This is a genomic window from Paraburkholderia sp. NPDC080076, from assembly GCF_050281145.1.
Classification (GTDB): domain Bacteria; phylum Pseudomonadota; class Gammaproteobacteria; order Burkholderiales; family Burkholderiaceae; genus Paraburkholderia.
On sequence record NZ_JBNNWQ010000005.1, the window covers coordinates 437410 to 454256 of the forward strand.

Annotated in this window: 15 protein-coding genes; 9 read left to right on the forward strand and 6 right to left on the reverse strand. The window is 65.0% G+C overall.

What is annotated here, in order from left to right; genetic code table 11:
* Positions 1-36: 36 nt before the first annotated feature.
* The 9 genes from kdpB to ACQKRQ_RS23565 all read left to right on the forward strand — a co-directional run bounded on the left by kdpB (position 37) and on the right by ACQKRQ_RS23565 (position 11434).
* The gene (kdpB, locus tag ACQKRQ_RS23525) at positions 37-2121 is read left to right on the forward strand and encodes a potassium-transporting ATPase subunit KdpB (protein WP_132375286.1); all 2085 of its coding nucleotides are present in this window, start codon (positions 37-39) and stop codon (positions 2119-2121) included.
* A gap of 27 nt (positions 2122-2148) precedes the next feature.
* Positions 2149-2727 carry a potassium-transporting ATPase subunit KdpC gene (gene kdpC, locus ACQKRQ_RS23530; protein WP_427479728.1) on the forward strand — a complete coding sequence of 193 codons (579 nt, stop codon included), beginning with the start codon at positions 2149-2151 and terminating at the stop codon, positions 2725-2727.
* A 183-nt stretch (positions 2728-2910) separates the two neighbouring features.
* Positions 2911-5745: a DUF4118 domain-containing protein gene (locus ACQKRQ_RS23535; protein WP_408315305.1), complete on the forward strand. Its 2835-nt coding sequence runs from the start codon at positions 2911-2913 to the stop codon at positions 5743-5745.
* Complete coding sequence (kdpE, locus tag ACQKRQ_RS23540) at positions 5738-6436, forward strand: two-component system response regulator KdpE (RefSeq protein WP_132375283.1); 699 nt, start codon at positions 5738-5740, stop codon at positions 6434-6436. Before ACQKRQ_RS23535 ends, kdpE begins: the two co-directional genes overlap by 8 nt.
* 153 nt (positions 6437-6589) lie before the next feature.
* Positions 6590-6910 (forward strand): quaternary ammonium compound efflux SMR transporter SugE, encoded by a 321-nt coding sequence (gene sugE / locus ACQKRQ_RS23545; RefSeq protein WP_132375282.1) that lies wholly within the window; start codon positions 6590-6592, stop codon positions 6908-6910.
* 256 nt (positions 6911-7166) lie between these two features.
* Positions 7167-7778, forward strand: coding sequence for a DUF4126 domain-containing protein (locus ACQKRQ_RS23550; protein ID WP_007175644.1), 612 nt, complete (start codon positions 7167-7169; stop codon positions 7776-7778).
* Entirely contained in the window at positions 7775-10360 is a 2586-nt protein-coding gene (locus ACQKRQ_RS23555; RefSeq protein WP_427479731.1) for an ABC transporter permease, read from the forward strand. The genes ACQKRQ_RS23550 and ACQKRQ_RS23555 overlap by 4 nt, the downstream gene beginning before the upstream one ends.
* Positions 10361-10386: 26 nt before the next feature.
* Complete coding sequence (locus tag ACQKRQ_RS23560; RefSeq protein WP_310812467.1) at positions 10387-10800, forward strand: group II truncated hemoglobin; 414 nt, start codon at positions 10387-10389, stop codon at positions 10798-10800.
* Entirely contained in the window at positions 10793-11434 is a 642-nt protein-coding gene (locus ACQKRQ_RS23565; RefSeq protein ID WP_427479734.1) for a DUF924 family protein, read from the forward strand. The genes ACQKRQ_RS23560 and ACQKRQ_RS23565 overlap by 8 nt, the downstream gene beginning before the upstream one ends.
* A 62-nt stretch (positions 11435-11496) precedes the next feature.
* Here the strand turns inward: ACQKRQ_RS23565 and ACQKRQ_RS23570 are convergent, their stop codons facing one another.
* The 6 genes from ACQKRQ_RS23570 to ACQKRQ_RS23595 form a co-directional block, all read right to left on the reverse strand.
* Positions 11497-12243, reverse strand: a complete 747-nt coding sequence (locus tag ACQKRQ_RS23570) for an SDR family oxidoreductase (protein WP_408178034.1) — start codon at positions 12241-12243, stop codon at positions 11497-11499.
* Positions 12244-12267: 24 nt separating this feature from the next.
* Positions 12268-12852: a TIGR00730 family Rossman fold protein gene (locus ACQKRQ_RS23575; protein ID WP_427479736.1), complete on the reverse strand. Its 585-nt coding sequence runs from the start codon at positions 12850-12852 to the stop codon at positions 12268-12270.
* Between the two features lie 2 nt (positions 12853-12854).
* Positions 12855-13580: a TetR/AcrR family transcriptional regulator gene (locus tag ACQKRQ_RS23580; RefSeq protein ID WP_132375276.1), complete on the reverse strand. Its 726-nt coding sequence runs from the start codon at positions 13578-13580 to the stop codon at positions 12855-12857.
* 344 nt (positions 13581-13924) lie between these two features.
* Entirely contained in the window at positions 13925-14587 is a 663-nt protein-coding gene (locus tag ACQKRQ_RS23585) for a diacylglycerol kinase (protein ID WP_132375275.1), read from the reverse strand.
* Positions 14588-14607: 20 nt separating this feature from the next.
* The gene (locus ACQKRQ_RS23590; protein ID WP_427479739.1) at positions 14608-15639 is read right to left on the reverse strand and encodes a glycosyltransferase family 4 protein; all 1032 of its coding nucleotides are present in this window, start codon (positions 15637-15639) and stop codon (positions 14608-14610) included.
* 30 nt (positions 15640-15669) lie between these two features.
* The gene (locus tag ACQKRQ_RS23595; protein WP_408178037.1) at positions 15670-16611 is read right to left on the reverse strand and encodes a UDP-2,3-diacylglucosamine diphosphatase; all 942 of its coding nucleotides are present in this window, start codon (positions 16609-16611) and stop codon (positions 15670-15672) included.
* Positions 16612-16847: the final 236 nt, after the last annotated feature.

Consider the following 16847-nt stretch of genomic DNA (forward strand, 5'->3'; position numbering starts at 1 on the left):
GACTGAACAGGCGCAAACGGGAAATTCGAGGATTCAATGACTGAACATAATGCAACCCGGTCCATGTTCGACCCGGCGCTAGTGCGCCCGGCGATCGTGGACTCCTTCAAGAAGCTCACGCCACGCACGCAGTTCCGCAATCCGGTGATGTTCTGCGTGTACGTGGGTAGCATTCTCACGACCATTCTCTGGATCGCCGCGCTCGGCGGCCAGGCCGAGGCGCCCGCGGGCTTCATTCTCGCGGTCACCTTGTGGCTGTGGTTCACGGTGCTGTTCGCCAACTTCGCGGAAGCGCTTGCCGAAGGCCGTTCGAAGGCCCAGGCGGCGTCGCTGCGCAGCGCGAAGAAAGACGTGATGGCCAAGAAGCTCAACGAGCCGCATCCGAAGTCGCCGATCCGCATTCTGACGGCTTCCGATCTGCGCAAGGGCGACGTCGTGCTGGTCGAAACCGGCGACGTGATCCCGGCGGACGGCGAAGTGATCGACGGCGTCGCGTCGGTCGACGAATCGGCGATCACGGGCGAATCCGCGCCGGTGATCCGCGAGTCGGGCGGCGACTTTTCGTCGGTGACGGGCGGCACGCGCGTGCTGTCGGACTGGATCGTGGTGCGCGTCACGGCGAATCCGGGCGAGGCGTTCCTCGACCGCATGATCGCGATGGTGGAAGGCGCGAAGCGTCAGAAAACGCCGAATGAAATCGCGCTGACGATTCTGCTGGTCGCCTTGACGATCGTGATGCTGTTGGCCACCGCCACGCTGCTGCCGTTCTCGATGTTTTCGGTGGAAGCCGCGAAGGCCGGCCACGTGGTGGCGATCACCGCGTTGGTCGCGCTGCTGGTGTGTCTGATTCCGACCACCATCGGTGGCTTGTTGTCGGCGATCGGCGTGGCCGGCATGAGCCGCATGATGCAGGCTAACGTGATCGCCACATCGGGCCGCGCGGTCGAAGCGGCCGGCGACGTCGACGTGCTGTTGCTCGACAAGACCGGCACCATCACGCTCGGCAATCGCCAGGCTTCGCAATTCGTGCCGGCGCCGGGTGTGACGGAAGAAGCGCTCGCGGATGCCGCGCAACTGTCGTCGCTCGCCGACGAAACGCCGGAAGGCCGCAGCATCGTCGTGCTCGCGAAGCAGCGCTTCAACATCCGCCAACGCGATATGGCCTCGTTGCATGCCACGTTCCTCGCGTTCACCGCGCAAACGCGCATGAGCGGCGTGGATTTGCCGGGCCGTGAAATCCGCAAGGGCGCGGCCGATGCGGTCAAGAACTATGTCGAAGCCAACGGCGGCCGTTTCCCCAACGAAGTCAGCAACGCCGTGGCCGAAGTCGCACGGCGCGGCAGCACGCCGCTGGTGGTCGCCGAGAAAGGCGAGCAGGGCGCGCGCGTGCTCGGCGTGATCGAGTTGAAGGACGTGGTGAAGGGCGGCATCAAGGAACGTTTCGCCGAACTGCGCAAGATGGGTATCAAGACCATCATGGTGACGGGCGATAACCGCCTGACTGCGGCGGCGATTGCCGCGGAAGCCGGCGTCGACGATTTCCTCGCCGAAGCCACGCCGGAAGCGAAGCTCGCCACGATCCGCGCGCACCAGGCCGAAGGCCGCCTCGTCGCGATGACCGGCGACGGCACCAACGATGCCCCGGCGCTCGCGCAGGCCGACGTCGCGGTGGCGATGAACACCGGCACGCAGGCCGCGAAGGAAGCGGGCAACATGGTCGACCTCGATTCGAATCCGACCAAGCTGATCGAGATCGTCGAGATCGGCAAGCAGATGCTGATGACGCGCGGTTCGCTCACCACGTTCTCGATTGCCAACGACGTCGCCAAGTACTTCGCGATCATTCCGGCCGCATTCGCCACGACCTATCCGGCGTTGAATGCGCTGAACGTGATGCACTTGGCCACGCCGGCCTCGGCCATCATGTCGGCGGTGATTTTCAACGCGCTGATCATCGTGCTGCTGATTCCGCTAGCGCTCAAGGGCGTGCGCTATCGCGCGCTGGGCGCGGCGATCCTGCTGCGCCGCAATCTGCTGATCTATGGTTTGGGCGGGATCATCGTGCCGTTTATCGGCATCAAGCTGATCGATATGGTGCTGGCCGCGTTCGGTTGGGTCTAAGCGCTAGTTCAAGAGGAATTATTCATCATGAAAAATCTGTTCCGTCCGTTGATCGTGATCTTCCCGGTGCTCACCGCCGTCACCGGACTTGCCTATCCCGCGGTGATGACTGCCGTCGGTCAGGCGGCCTTCAACGATCAGGCCAACGGCAGCATCCTCGAGCAGGACGGCAAGGTGGTCGGTTCGAAGCTGATCGGCCAGCAGTTCGATGCGCCGCAATACTTCTGGGGCCGCCTGTCGGCCACCAGCCCGATGCCGTACAACGCGCAGGGTTCGAGCGGTTCGAATCTCGGCCCGACCAACCCGGCGCTGCTCGACGAAATCAAAGGCCGTATCGACGCGCTGAAGGCAGCCGGCACGGATATGTCGAAGCCGGTGCCGGTCGATCTGGTGACGTCGTCGGGCAGCGGGCTCGATCCCGAGATCAGCCCGGCGGCCGCGGCTTATCAGATCGAGCGCGTCGCCAAGGCACGCAAGCTCGCTGCGAACGACGTGCAGGCGCTGGTGGATCGCTATACGAGCGGCCGTCAGTTCGGCATTCTGGGTGAGCCGCGTGTGAACGTGCTGGAACTGAATCTGGCGCTGGACGAGATGAAGCACGGTTGATCGACGAAACGCGGCAGCGCTTCGCTTCGCAAAGGCGGCGTCCGCGCGACTCCGCCTTTGCCTTTTGACGGCGCAACGCCATGTACGGTGACCGCGGTGTACGGTGGCCGCTATTTGCGGCCGGGCCGCCGCCGTGCCACCATGCATACACCGCCGCTCGCCCAACGATGAAAACCATTGAGCATGAACCGCCCCGATCCCGATGAGTTGCTCGACAAGCTGCAACGCGACGAAGAAAAACGTCAGCGAGGCAGGCTGAAGATTTTTTTCGGCGCGTCGGCGGGCGTCGGCAAAACCTATGCGATGTTGCAGGCCGCGCGCCGGCGTCACGATGAAGGTGCGGACGTGGTGGTCGGCATCGCCGAAACGCATGGCCGCACTGAAACCGCGGCATTGCTCGACGGTCTCGACGTGCTGCCGCTCGCGCATATCGAATATCGCGGCCGCAAGCTCGGCGAGTTCGATCTCGACGCCGCCCTCGCCCGCAAGCCCCAACTGATTCTCGTCGACGAACTCGCGCACTCGAACGTGCAGGGCGCGCGGCATCTGAAGCGCTGGCAGGACGTGTATGAACTGCTGGACGCGGGCATCGACGTCTATACGACGGTCAATGTCCAGCACCTCGAAAGCCTGAACGACGTGGTCGGCCAGATCACCGGCATTCGCGTCTGGGAGACGGTGCCGGATCGCGTGTTCGATCGCGCCGACGAAGTCACGCTGGTCGACTTGCCCGCCGAGGAACTGCTCGACCGGATGCGCGACGGCAAGGTGTACATGCCGCAGCAGGCCGAGCGCGCGGTGCGCAACTTCTTTCGCAAAGGCAATCTGATCGCGCTGCGCGAGCTGGCGCTGCGCCGCACCGCGGATCGCGTCGATGCGCAGATGCGTGAATATCGCGCCGACCGTTCGATCCAGCGTATCTGGCAGGCGCGCGAGCGCTTGCTGGTGTGCGTCGGCCCCGGCCCGGAAGCACCCATGCTGGTGCGCGCGGCGGCGCGTCTCGCCGCCAGCCTGAAGGCCGACTGGATTGCAGTCTATGTCGAGACGCCGGCGCTGCAGCGTTTGCCGGATGCGCGCCGCGAACGCACGCTGAACGCGTTGAAACTCGCCGCCGAACTCGGCGCCGAAACCGCCACGCTGGCGGCCGCCGACGCGGCCGTCGCGTTGATCGGCTACGCGCAGGCGCGCAACGTGTCGAAGCTGGTGGCCGGCGCGTCGGCGCGCACGGGCGTGAAGCGCTGGCTGCGCCGGCCGCTCGGCGAACGTATCGCCGAGAAAACGGCCGATCTCGATCTCACGCTGATTCGCGCCTCGTCCGACCGCGACGGCGGCGAGCATCGCCATCTGTTGAACACCACCGCGAACGCATGGCGCGAGGCGCTGAGCGCGGCGCGCGAACGCCGCTCGCCGCCGCGCGCCTACGGCTTCGCGCTGTTGATCTGCGCGGCCATCACGCTGCTGTCGAGCCAGTTGATCGACCATATCGATCTGACCAATCTCGTCATGCTGTACCTGCTCGGCGTGATCTTCGCCGCGGTGAGGCTGGGACGCGGACCCGGCGTAGTGCTGTCGTTCATGAGCGTGGCCGCGTTCGATTTCTTCTTCGTGCCGCCGCGCATGTCGCTGTCGGTCTCCGACACGCAGTATCTGTTGACCTTCCTGGGCATGCTGCTGACCTCGTTGGTGATCAGCCATCTGACTTCGAGCCTGCGCCGCGAGGCGAGCGTGGCGCGCCGCCGCGAGCAGCGCACCGGCGCGATGTACGCCATGGCGCGCGAACTGGCCGCGGCGTTGACCACGGAACAGATCGTCGGCATCGGCAGCCGTCATGTGAGCGAGGTGTTCGGTGCGCGCGTCGCGATTCTGTTGCCGGACAGCGTCGATCAGGTGAAGCAGAAGATCGAGGATCCCGACGCGGCGATCACGCTCGAAGGCGAGATGCTCGATAGCGACGTCGGTCAATGGGTCTACGATCAGCAGAAGCCGGCCGGCCACGGCACCGACACGCTGCCGGCCGCCGCCGCGCTCTACCTGCCGCTCAAGGCGCCGATGCGCACGCGTGGCGTGCTCGCGGTGGTGATGCGCGACGAGGGCGAGCTCGACGTGCCCGAGCAGCAGCGCATGCTCGACGCGTTCGCCGCGCAGATCGCGCTTGCGCTGGAACGGGTGCATTACGTCGACATCGCGCGCGATGCGCTCGTCAACATGGAGTCGGAGCGCTTGCGCAACTCGCTGTTGTCGGCGATCTCGCACGATCTGCGCACACCGTTGACGACCATCGTCGGCTTCTCGTCGATGCTGGCCCAAGCGCCCGAGGCGCAGCCCAACAGCGAGCTGGTCGAAGCGATTCACGAGGAAGCGCTGCGCATGACCGGCATCGTCACGAATCTGCTCGACATGGCACGTTTGCAGGCGGGCAGTCTGCAACTGAACCAGCAATGGACGCTGCTCGAGGAGACGGTGGGCGCCGCGCTGCGCGCGTGCAAACGCGTGCTGGCGAATCATCCGGTGCAGGTGAAACTGCCCGCCGATCTGCCGCTCTTGCACCTCGACGCCGTGTTGATGGAGCGCCTCTTCTCCAATCTGTTCGAAAACGCCGCCAAATATACGGCGCCGGCCACGCCGCTGACGATCGGCGCGCAGCGTCTCGACGCGGACGGCAAGTCGTTCGTCCGCGTGACCGTCGACGATAGCGGCCCGGGCCTGCCCGCGGGCATGGAAGCGCGCGTGTTCGAGAAATTCACGCGCGGCGAGAAGGAGTCGGCCAAGCCGGGCATCGGCCTGGGGCTCGCAATCTGCCGCGCGATCGTGGAAGCGCACGGCGGTACAATCGGCGCGCTCAATCGCGTGTCGGCGGACGGCCGTGTCGAAGGCGCGCGCTTCTGGTTCACGCTGCCGGTGGAGACGCCGCCCGACGCACCAGATTCCATGGAAGACGAGGGCGCCGATTCCTTGACTCACGTCGATACCGGCAGCGATTCAACTCTTAACCCGCTTTCCAAGCCTAGCCATGAGTGACCCCAGCATCACCGTCGTCCTGATCGAAGACGAAAAGCAGATTCGCCGCTTTGTGCGAACGGCGCTGGAAGGCGAGGGCATCGTCGTGCACGATGCCGAAACCGGCAAGCAGGGTCTCGTCGAAGCCGCGACGCGCAAGCCCGATCTGGTGATCGTCGATCTCGGCCTGCCCGACACCGATGGACTCGACGTCATTCGCGAACTGCGCGGCTGGAGCGAGCTGCCGGTGATCGTGTTGTCGGCGCGCACCCAGGAAAGCGAAAAAGTCGCCGCGCTCGATGCCGGCGCGGACGACTACCTCACCAAGCCGTTCGGCGTGTCCGAACTGCTGGCGCGGATCCGCGCGCATATGCGGCGGCGCAATCAAGGCGGCGCCAACGAATCGCCGCAGGTGCGCTTCGGCACGGTGACAGTCGATCTGGCCCTGCGGCAGGTGAGCCGCGACGGCGCTGTCGTTCATTTGACGCCGATCGAATACCGGCTGCTCGCCACGCTGGTGCGCCATGCCGGCCGCGTGCTGACGCACCGCCAGTTGCTGCGCGACGTGTGGGGGCCGTCGCATGTCGAGAGCCATCACTACCTGCGCATCTATATGGCGCATCTGCGCGGCAAGCTGGAGCGCGACCCGGCGCAGCCGGAGCACATCATTACGGAAACGGGTGTCGGATACCGGCTGGTGGGCGCGGTTTGAGGCTGTGTGGCTAATTTGCGACGGCGCGGCGCGCTTGCTTGCGGCGGCCCGCTGCCGGCGGCGCCTGAACGGCTTTGGTATAATTACAGTTCGTAAGGACGACCTTGCGGTTTCACAAACGGGGACGGCCCCATCTGACCATGGAGCTGTCTCATGTCCTGGATTCTTCTGTTGATTGCCGGTTTGCTCGAAGTCGCGTGGGCGGCCGGTCTCAAGACCTCCGAAGGTTTTACCCGGCTCTGGCCGTCCGTGTTCACGGTGGTGACTGCGCTTGGCAGCTTTGTGCTGCTCGCCATGGCCATGCGCCAATTGCCGCTCGGCACGGCGTACGCGGTGTGGACCGGGATCGGCGCGGTCGGCGCGTTCATCTTCGGGATCGTGATGATGGGCGAGGCCTTGACCGTCGCGCGGGTCGCCAGCGCGGCGCTGATCGTGGTCGGACTGATCGGATTGAAGCTATCTTCCGGGCATTGAGCCCCGCATTGCATGCCGCTGCCGGGCCCATTCGCCGAGTCCGCCGATGCCCGGCCGGCGCCCAATCAGTCTCGCCATTTATTCTCCGCTCTGCGTTCTGCGAATTAACGTGGCTATAATGAGATCGAATCCAACCTGAAATTGTCCGCGGCCCATTTGGCGCGGCCGGCTTGGCGCGGGTCTGACGACTTCAGTGCGGCTCCCCTTTCGTGGCCCGTCGAAGCGCCCGGCACGCACAGCGCGCCCGGAGGCGGCCATGCTTGAATCACTTTCGCTCGCTGCGGGCCTCTCATGGGGCAGCGGTCTGCGCCTCTATCTGACGGTCCTGCTGGCCGGCGTATTCGCCCGGCTCGGCCTCGTCCATCTTCCCGATACGCTGTCCGCGTTGTCCTCGCCGTGGGTCATCGGCGTGGCGGGCGTGCTGACCGTCACCGAATTCCTCGCCGACAAGATCCCCGCGTTCGATTCGCTGTGGGACGCGGTCCATACCTTCATCCGCATTCCGGCGGGCGCCGTGCTGGCAGCCGGCGCGCTCGGCCATGCCGATCCGGCGCTGTTGACCGTGGCCGCGCTCGCGGGCGGCACGCTGGCGGGCACGGCGCACCTTGCTAAAGCGGGCACGCGCGCGTTGATCAATCTGTCGCCGGAACCGGTGTCGAATGTCGTGACCTCGACCGCTGAAGACGGGCTCGTGTTCGGCGGCATGCTGCTCGCGCTGTTCGTGCCGCTCGTCTTTCTGGTGTTGATGGTGGGCTTCCTGATGCTGGCCGGCTGGGCATTGCCGCGGCTCTGGCGTGGGGTGCAGGGCGGTTTTCGCGGCATGGCGACGCACATGGTGTCGCGCTTTGCCAGGAGCAGGCACGATTGAGCGATACGGTACGGGGTTCCACGGCGCGCAGGGCTTTACCGACGACGACGCGCCGGTTCGGTGGCATGGATCTGGTGCGCCAGTCCATTCGCATGACGGCGCGCGACTGGCGCGCGGGCGAGCTGACGATGCTGCTGCTGGCGCTGGTGCTGGCCGTGGCGGCTTTGTCGAGTGTCGGCTTTCTGGCTGACCGTCTGCACCAGGGGCTCGAACGCGACGCGCGGCGCATGATTGCCGCCGACTTCATCGTGCGGGCCGATCATCCGGTCGATCCGCAATTCGCCGGGCAAGCCAAAGCGCTCGGTCTGAATACCGCCAGTACGGCGATCTTTCCCAGCATGATCAATTCGACCGGCGCACAGCCGGTCTCGCGGCTTGCCGCGATCAAAGCCGTGTCGCCCGGTTATCCGCTGCGCGGCGCGTTGCGCATCGCGTCGGCGCCGGGCGCGGCGGACCACCCGGCGCAGTCGATTCCGCCGCCGGGCGTCGTGTGGGTCGATCAGGCGCTGCTCGACGCGTTGAAGGTGCGTGTCGGCGACGCGGTGAAAGTCGGCGGTCGCAACTTCACGATCGGCGCGGTGATCACGCGCGAACTCGACCGCGGTTTCTCGTTCGTCAACTTCTCGCCGCGCCTGATGCTGCGTGCCGACGACGTGCCGTCGACCGGCCTCGTCACCTACGGCAGTCGCGTGACATACCGCTTGCTGGTCGCGGGCTCGGACGAATCGGTGGCGCGTTTCGCGCAGTTCGCGCATGAGCGGGTGGACGGCGGCAAGATGCGCGGCGTCGCGCTCGAATCGCTGCAGGATGGGCAGCCGCAAGTGCGCCAGACGCTCGACCGCGCGAGTCACTTCCTCACGCTCGTCTCGCTGCTCACGGCCTTGCTGGCGGCCGTGGCGATTGCAATGGCCGCGCATCGGTATATGCGCCGGCATCTGGACGGCTGCGCGGCGATGCGTTGCCTCGGCGTCAGTCAGTCGACGCTGCGTGCGCTCTTCACGCTTGAATTCGTGGGACTCGGTTTGATTGGCGGCGCGCTGGGCGTGGCGCTCGGTTACCTCGGGCATCTCGCGCTGCTCACGTGGCTCGGCAGTCTGATCGACGTGGTGCTGCCGTATCCGACGGTATGGCCGGCACTCGAAGGCATCGCGGCCGGTCTCGTGCTGCTCCTGGGCTTCGCGTTGCCGCCGCTGTTGCCGCTCACGCGCGTGCCGCCGGTGCGCGTGCTGCGCCGCGAATGGGGCGAAGCGGGGCGCACGGCGTGGGCGGCCTACGCGCTAGGCATCGCGCTGTTCGCCGCGCTGCTGATCATCGCGGCGGGCGAGTTGAAGCTCGGCGGAATCGTCGCGGGCGGCTTCGCGGGCGGGATGCTGGTTTTCGCATGCATCGCGCGGCTCGCGCTATGGGGCGCGGCGCGCGTCGTGCGCAGCGAGCGTGTGAATGCGAGCATCGGCTGGCGTTATGCGCTGGCGTCGCTCGAACGGCGCAGCAGCGCGAGCGCATTGCAGATCACCGCGCTCGGCATCGGCCTGATGTGTCTGTTGCTGATTGCGATGACGCGCAACGACCTCGTGGCCGGCTGGCGTAAATCGACGCCGCCCGATGCGCCCAACGAATTCATCATCGACATCCAGCCCGACCAGCGCGACGCCGTCACGCAATATCTGAGCACGCATGGCGTGCCCGGTACGGTGCTCGCACCGATGGTGCGCGGACGGCTGACGGCGATCAACGGCAAGCCGGTCAATCCGGATGCGTTCAAGGGCGACGACGCCAAGCGTCTCGTGGATCGCGAGTTCAATCTGTCGTACACGACCGAGCTACCCGACGACAACCGTCTCGCCGCCGGCACATGGTACGGCGACACGAAAACGCCGCAGATTTCGATCGAGCAGGGGCTCGCCAAGCTGATCAACGTGAAACCCGGCGACATGCTGCGCTTCGACGTGACCGGCTTGCAAATCGACGCGCCGGTCACGAGTGTGCGCAAGCTCGACTGGGGTTCGTTCAAGGTCAACTTTTTTGTGCTGATGCCGCCCGCGGCTTTGCAGGATTTCCCGGCGACGTTCATCACGAGCTTCCATTTGCCGCAGGAGAAACAGTCGACCATCGACGGCCTGATCTCCACTTATCCGAACCTCACCGCCATCGACACCGGGCCGATTCTCGCGCAGGTGCAGCGCGTCTTGCAGCAGGTGATCGGCGCGGTGCAGTTCCTGTTCGCGTTCACGCTCGCGGCGGGCGTGCTCGTACTGTACGCGGCGCTTGCCGGCACGCGCGATGAGCGTATGCGAGAATCCGCGCTGCTGCGCGCACTGGGCGCGTCGCATCGACAGGTGCGGGCGGTGCAGATCGCCGAGTTCGTCGCGGTCGGCGCACTGGCGGGTCTGATGGCGGCGGCCGGCGCGCAGGCCATCGGCTACGTGCTGGCGACGCGCGTCTTCGAGTTCTATCTGAGTTTCAATCCCTGGTTGTTGCCGGCGGGCATTGCCGCCGGCATCGCGTGTGCCGGCGTGGGCGGCTGGCTGAGCTTGCGGCATGTGCTGGCGCGGCCGGCGTTGCAATCGCTGCGGGACGCGTGATTTTTCTTATCGGTTAGTGAGCAGGTATGAGTGATTTGAACGACGAAGTGTCCGCGGCGCAGCCGACGGCCTTCGAACTGGTGGGCGGCGAAGCGCGTGTGCGTGAACTGGTCGACCGCTTTTACGACCTGATGGATCTCGAAGCGGATTTCGCCGGAATCCGCGCGTTGCATCCGGAATCGCTCGACGGTTCGCGCGACAAGTTCTTCTGGTTCTTGTGCGGCTGGATGGGCGGCCCGGATCACTACATCAGCCGCTTCGGTCATCCGCGTTTGCGCGCACGGCATTTGCCGTTCGCGATCGCCTCCAGCGAGCGCGATCAGTGGCTCAGGTGCATGGCGTGGGCGATGGAAGACGTCGGTCTTGCCGAGCCGCTGAGGGAGCGCCTGCTCGGCTCGTTCTTCGAAACGGCTGACTGGATGCGTAATCGGAATGGCTAACGGGTTGGGGTTGGGCTCGACACCCGGCGCGGCAACTGCGGATTACGCCGACTTGCCTCAGGAAGCACGCGAAGTCCTCGACTGCTGGTTCGGCGTACCGGGCGCGCCGGAGTTCGGCACGGAGCGAAGAATCTGGTTTTCACGCAATGCGGCTTTCGACACGATGCTGCGGGAACGCTTCGGTACCTTGATCGATGCGGCCCGCGAGTCCGCGCTCGACAACTGGACGCAAACACCGCTCGGCGCGCTGGCGCTCGTCATCGTGCTGGATCAGTTCTCGCGCAATTGTCACCGTAACACGGCGCGCGCGTTCGCCGCCGACCAGAAAGCCTTGCTCACCGCGCAGCAGATGATCGCTAGTGGGGCCGACCGCCGGTTGCCTACGGTGCACCATCGCGCGTTCGCCTATCTGCCGTTCGAGCACGATGAAACGCTCGCAAGTCAGCGCGAGTCGCTGCGTCTGTTCAAGCAGTTGGACGCGGAGCGGGGCGGCAAGTCGTATTACCGGTCCGCGGTGCGGCACGCGGAAATCATCGAGCGTTTCGGACGCTTTCCGCATCGCAATGCGCCGCTCGGGCGTTCATCGACGGCGGAAGAAAGCGCCTTCCTGCGCACACCCGGTTCATCGTTCTAGGCCCACAGGCACTCGCCGCTCGGCTGACGCGCACGCGCGCGTAGCGAGCAGGAAAGCGAGACCTAGCGTCCGCCGGATACATCGAGCAGCGCACCCGTCACATACGAAGCAGCGTCGCTCAACAACCAGACGATCGTTTCCGCCACTTCGTCGGCCGTGCCGGGGCGGCCGAGCGGTGTGGTCGCGCCGAGTTGCGCGGCGCGCTCGGGCTTGCCGCCGCTCGCGTGGATCTCGGTGTCGATCAACCCAGGGCGCACCGCGTTCACGCGCACGCCTCGCGGGCCGAGTTCCTTGGCGAGGCCGAGCGTCATCGTATCGACGGCGCCTTTCGAGCCGGCGTAGTCGACATATTCGTTCGGCGAACCAAGACGCGACGCCGCCGACGACACGTTGACGATCACGCCGCCCGCGCCGCCGCGATCGGTCGACATGCGCCGCGCGGCTTCGCGCGCGCACAGATACGCGCCCAGCACGTTGACGTCGAACATGCGCTTCAGGCGCGCGAGGTCCATGTCGGCGAGTTGGCTCGACGGCGCGACGATCCCGGCGTTATTGACGAGCGCATCGAGCCGGCCGAATTTCTGTTGAAGCGCGTCGAACATCGCCAGCACGTCGGCTTCATTCGCGACATCGCCCGCAATCGTCAACGCGCGGCCACCCGCGCGTTCGACTTCGGCGGCGGTGTCCTGCGCCGCGGCGAGATTTTGCGCGTAATTCACGCCGACCGACCAGCCGCGCGCACCCAGCAAACGCGCGGTCGCGCGGCCAATGCCGCGGCTGCCACCGGTGATCAGAACGGCTTTCGTCATCGCAACCTCAACGTTAGGGGAAACTCAGACCGCGTCGCGCTTGATCGCCCACTTGTCGCTGACGGGCGGCTGGTAGCGTTGCAGCTTGCCGATCAACCCGGCGGGATCGGTGTCGATCTGCAGGATGTCGAAATAGGTCTGGCGCATGAAGCCTTCGTCGACGGTGTGCTGAAGCATATTGATCAACGGATCGTAGAAGCCGTCGATATTCAGCAGCGCGACCGCTTTCTGGTGGTAGCCGAGTTGCGCCCACGTGTAGACCTCGAACAGCTCTTCGAGCGTGCCCGCGCCGCCAGGCATCGCGACGAACGCGTCGGACAGGTCGGCCATCATCTTCTTGCGATGATGCATATCGGGCACGACATGCAGTTCGGTCAGGCCGTTATGGCCGACTTCCTTGTTGACCAGCAGCTCGGGAATCACGCCGATCGCGCGGCCGCCTTCGGCCATCACCGTGTCGGCGATCACACCCATCAGACCGACCTTGCCGCCGCCGTACACCAGTGCGAGATCGGCTTGCACCAGCGCGCGGCCGAAGGCGCGCGCCGCTTCCGCATACAACGGTTTGACTCCGTTGGAGGAGCCGCAATACACACACACCGACTTCATGCTCAAACGTCCTTCGGTTCGTTGCGGGGCGCGGCGCCTTCCTTGGGCGGCAGGTAGTCGTAAAACTCGCGCTTGGGCAGCTTGCCCGACACGAGGTCGTCGAAAATCTGCCGCGAGCGGCCGCGCAGATAAGGCGCCATCAGCGACACGATCTGCACGCTCACCTGATGCAGCTCCGCGCGCATCGCTTCCTGCTCGTTGTATTTGCGCGGGTTCATCACGAACTGGTACGAGAGCCAGTACGTGCCGATCACGCCGACGTTGGTGGCGATCACGTGCAGCTCTTCCGGCGTGACGACCATTTCGCCGTCGGCGACGAGCTGTTCGCAGAACTGGCTCGCAAACCGCACCTTGTGGCTGATGATCTGCTTGAAATGCGTTTCGAGCGTGCGATTGCGCGCCAGCAGATCGTTCAGGTCACGATACAGGAAACGATAGCGCCACGTGAAATCGACCATGTACTGCAGATACGACCACATTTCGTCGATGGTCGCGCGATGGTCGTCGGGAAAACGCAGACGCTTTTCGATCTCCTGCTCGAACTGGCTGAAGATGCTGTTGATGATGTCGTCTTTGTTGCGGAAGTGGTAGTACAGGTTGCCTGGACTGATTTCCATTTCCTCGGCGATCGTCGTCGTCGTGACGTTCGGCTCGCCGATTTCGTTGAACAGCTTCAACGACAGTTCGAGAATCCGTTCGCGCGTGCGGCGGGGAGGTTTGGCTTCCATGTCGTCCGGCCCTGGTTACGCCGGGCTGGGGCACACGGCGGCGTGCCGCTCTTTGCGTGATCCACCCGGACGCGGTTGGTATATGAGCGCCCCCAACCTGTCGCAGTTCGACAGGCCTCCGCGAGGGCAATTCCCCGAGCCCCAAAGGGGACTGCCTTCGGAACGGGGACTTCCTGCGGAGCGGAAAACTTGGGGCGGCCCAGCGTTTTCCTGTGAGACTGTCGGACGATTATAAACCGAGCGTTCTTATACCAAGCGGATAGTCAGGATTTTCATTGCTCAAGGCGGTTTCGCGCGCCGTTCGACGGCGGCGTGAGCGCATTAAAACGCGCTGACGCGCGCCTTCACAGCCATGCCTTGACCCAATGCACGACCAGTGGCCCGACGATCAGCAGCCACGTCATCAGGCACATGCCGAGCGCGACCATCACGGCCGCGCTGCCGAGATCCTTCGCGCGGCGCGAGAGTTCATGGCGTTCGAGCGAAATCCGGTCGATGGCCGCTTCCACGCTCGAATTCAGCAACTCGACGATCAGCACCAGCAGCACGGAACCGAGCAGCAATACGCGCGACACCGGCTCGACCGGCACCAGCACGCCGCAGGGAATCAGGATCGCGGCGAGCGTGAGCTCCTGGCGAAAGGCGCTTTCCTCGCGAATCGCCACGCGAAATCCGGCGAGCGAATTTTTCATCGCGTGCCAGGCGCGCGTGAGGCCGCGATTGCCTTTGTAGGGATTGAAAGGCAGCGGTGCGAGTGGATCGTCGGGACTGAGCGGTTCGTTCTGTGTGTCGGATTGCGTGCCGTTCTGTCGCGTGCCGTTCGCGGCACTCGCTCCGTTCATGCCGTTCAAACCATGCGCGTGATCCGCATGATTCGGCGTGCCTGGCTCGCTCACGTCGTCGAAGGGTTCGATGCTCGCGTTGTCGTTGTCGTTGTCGTTCTCGGCATCGACGGCACGCAGCGCGCCGTTCGGCGCGCGCCCCACGGTGGATGGTCTGGTTCGCATGGACAACTCGGCACACCGCGTCACGCGGCGGCGCTTTCCTCGCGATATGAAGCGCGCGGCAGCGGCTTCAGATGCGCGGCGAATTGCTCGGAGGCCGCCGCCCAGGAGAAGCGTTCGGCCCACGCGCGCGCGTGGTTGCGATCGATCTTCAGCGCTTCGAGGCAGGCTTCGCGCAGGTCTTCGTGCATCGCACCCGCGCCGCCGTCGCCGAGGACGTCGATCGGACCCGTGACGGGATACGCCGCGACCGGCGTGCCACAGGCGAGCGCTTCGAGCAGCACGAGCCCGAACGTATCGGTGCGGCTCGGGAACACGAAGACGTCGGCCGCCGCATAGACCTTCGCCAGCTCGGCCTGCGTCAGCACGCCCAGGTAATTCGCTTGCGGATAGCGCGACTTCAGTTCGGCGAGCGCCGGACCTTCACCGGCAACCCACTTCGAACCGGGCAGATCGAGCTTCAGAAACGCCTCGACGTTCTTCTCGACTGCCACACGTCCCACGTACAGAAAGATCGGCCGTGCGCTGTTGAGCACCTTCGAGTCCATCTGGTGAAAGATGTCCAGGTCGACGCCGCGCGTCCACAGCACGACGTTGGTGAAGCCGAATTTTTCGAGGTCGCCCTTGACGACCGGCGTGGGCGCCATCACAGCCAGCGACGGCTTGTGAAACCAGTGCAGGAACTTGTAGGTCGCGGCGAGCGGAATGCCGAAGCGCGCCTGCACGTACTCCGGAAAACGCGTGTGATAAGCGGTGGTGAACGGCAGCTTGTGCTGGATCGCGTAGGCGCGCGCGGCCATGCCGAGCGGACCTTCGGTGGCGATGTGCAACGCGTCGGGCGAGAAGGCATCGATACGCTCGCGCAGCTTGCGGCGCGGCAGCAGCGAGAGGCGGATCTCAGGATAAGTCGGGCAAGGGATCGTTTTGAATTCGAGCGGCGTCAGCAGATCGACGTGATGGCCGAGCGCGCTGAGTTCGCGCGTGGTGTTTTTCAGCGTGCGCACGACGCCGTTGACCTGCGGTTCCCATGCGTCGGTGACGATCATGATCTTCATCGGTTTTGGCCCAATAGAAGTTAAGAGGGACTACGCGGTCGCCCGGGCCTTTTGCACGCCCACTTCCGGGGAGCGCATCACGGTCCAGTAGATCACCTTCAGTTCGCCTTCATAGGTTTCGACGAGTGCCGACAGGCTTTCCACCCAGTCGCCGTCGTTGCAATACAGGACGCCGTCGATATCGCGTATCTCGGCTTTGTGGATGTGCCCGCAGACCACGCCGTCGCAGCCGCGGCGGCGTGCTTCGTCGGTCATCACGCGTTCGAACGAGGAGATGAAATTCACCGCGTTCTTCACCTGATGCTTCAGGTACTGCGACAGCGACCAGTACGGAAAACCGAGCCGGCTGCGGATCCGGTTGAACCAGCGGTTCAGGATCAGGATCATGGTGTAGAGCGTGTCGCCGAGATAGGCGAGCCACTTGGCGTGCTGGATCACACCGTCGAACAGATCGCCGTGCACGATCCACAGACGCTTGCCGGCGAGCGTGGTGTGAAACGCCTCGCCGCGCACGTGGATGTCGCCGAACGCGAGATCGCAGAACTGGCGTGCGGCTTCGTCGTGATTGCCGGGCACGTAGATCACTTGCGTGCCTTTGCGCGCCTTGCGCAGCACCTTCTGCACGACGTCGTTGTGGGCCTGCGGCCAGTACCAGCCTTTCTTCAACTGCCACCCGTCGATGATGTCGCCCACGAGGTACAGATACTCCGACTCGTTGTGGCGCAGAAAATCGAGTAGATACGGCGCCTGGCAGCCGCTCGAACCGAGATGGATGTCGGACAGCCAGATGGTGCGGTAACGGTGCGGCTCGGCGTGATCGTCGTCGTGATGACTTGCGTTGGCGTCGAGCGGCAGTGGCGGCACGGGCAGCGGCAAGCCGTGACTATGGTTGGGTTCCGGGCGGAACGCGACAGGGTCGACGCTCGGGCCGGTCTGGCGGAACAGGGAAGTCGCGGACGTTTTGGGGTCCATGGCTCACGCGTCGAGTTGCGGTGCCCGTATTGGGCCAAGTGTGCGTGACTGTGCCGTGACAGTCATGAGAAGTTCTTATTACTGCGCGGCGGGGAGGTGGGGCGGTGGAGGTGACGGGCGGGGGATCAGAATATAGACGGCCGTGATGGGCGCGGCTCGCGCGGCGTCGCGGTGGGTCGAAGGGCGCGCGAAGTCATGGACTGGTCAGCTCGGCCGCGACTGGCGTGGCTCGCGTA

Bases quoted from the DNA above. Each gene is read 5' to 3' on its own strand.
- kdpB (WP_132375286.1), top strand. From the start codon at position 37: ATGACTGAACATAATGCAACCCGGTCCATGTTCGACCCGGCGCTAGTG.
- kdpC (WP_427479728.1), top strand. From the start codon at position 2,149: ATGAAAAATCTGTTCCGTCCGTTGATCGTGATCTTCCCGGTGCTCACC.
- ACQKRQ_RS23535 (WP_408315305.1), top strand. From the start codon at position 2,911: ATGAACCGCCCCGATCCCGATGAGTTGCTCGACAAGCTGCAACGCGAC.
- kdpE (WP_132375283.1), top strand. From the start codon at position 5,738: ATGAGTGACCCCAGCATCACCGTCGTCCTGATCGAAGACGAAAAGCAG.
- sugE (WP_132375282.1), top strand. From the start codon at position 6,590: ATGTCCTGGATTCTTCTGTTGATTGCCGGTTTGCTCGAAGTCGCGTGG.
- ACQKRQ_RS23550 (WP_007175644.1), top strand. From the start codon at position 7,167: ATGCTTGAATCACTTTCGCTCGCTGCGGGCCTCTCATGGGGCAGCGGT.
- ACQKRQ_RS23560 (WP_310812467.1), top strand. From the start codon at position 10,387: ATGAGTGATTTGAACGACGAAGTGTCCGCGGCGCAGCCGACGGCCTTC.
- ACQKRQ_RS23565 (WP_427479734.1), top strand. From the start codon at position 10,793: ATGGCTAACGGGTTGGGGTTGGGCTCGACACCCGGCGCGGCAACTGCG.
- ACQKRQ_RS23570 (WP_408178034.1), bottom strand. From the start codon at position 12,243: ATGACGAAAGCCGTTCTGATCACCGGTGGCAGCCGCGGCATTGGCCGC.
- ACQKRQ_RS23575 (WP_427479736.1), bottom strand. From the start codon at position 12,852: ATGAAGTCGGTGTGTGTGTATTGCGGCTCCTCCAACGGAGTCAAACCG.
- ACQKRQ_RS23580 (WP_132375276.1), bottom strand. From the start codon at position 13,580: ATGGAAGCCAAACCTCCCCGCCGCACGCGCGAACGGATTCTCGAACTG.
- ACQKRQ_RS23585 (WP_132375275.1), bottom strand. From the start codon at position 14,587: ATGCGAACCAGACCATCCACCGTGGGGCGCGCGCCGAACGGCGCGCTG.
- ACQKRQ_RS23590 (WP_427479739.1), bottom strand. From the start codon at position 15,639: ATGAAGATCATGATCGTCACCGACGCATGGGAACCGCAGGTCAACGGC.
- ACQKRQ_RS23595 (WP_408178037.1), bottom strand. From the start codon at position 16,611: ATGGACCCCAAAACGTCCGCGACTTCCCTGTTCCGCCAGACCGGCCCG.